1 protein-coding gene is annotated in these 399 nt (G+C 75.9%); it reads left to right on the forward strand.

Features of this window, described 5'->3' with window-relative positions; all coding sequences use genetic code 11:
• Nucleotides 1–397, forward strand: a 397-nt coding sequence (locus tag LPA54_RS41045; protein ID WP_228985492.1) for a LysR substrate-binding domain-containing protein, incomplete at its 5' end; no start/stop codon positions are given.
• Between the last annotated feature and the right edge of the window lie 2 nt (nt 398–399).

Consider the following 399-nt stretch of genomic DNA (forward strand, 5'->3'; position numbering starts at 1 on the left):
GCTGACGGGGGCGTCGTTCATCGACTTCCATCCGGACTGGGGTCCCCGGCGGGCCGCCGACGAGGCGTTCGCGGCGGCCGGGGTGCGCCGGACAGTGGGTCTGGAGGTCAACGATGTGCACAGCCTGCTGGAGCTGGTGCAGGAGGGGCTGGGGATCGCGGTGGTGCCGCACCACTTCTCCCGTAAGCCGGAGGCGGCCCGGCTGGTCGCCGTGGAGCTGACGGGGGCCCGCCGGCCGGTGTACGAGAGCGTGGTGGTGCTCCCGGCGGCGCGGAGCCTGAGCCCGGGGGCCCGCGCGCTGATGCGGCTGGTGCGGGAGGACCCGGTGCGGGAGCCGGTGCGGGAGCCGGTGCGGGAGCCGGTGCGGGAGCCGGTGTGGGAGCCGGTGTGGGACTGAGC

Source organism: Streptomyces sp. DH12 (assembly GCF_020873895.1).
GTDB lineage: Bacteria > Actinomycetota > Actinomycetes > Streptomycetales > Streptomycetaceae > Streptomyces.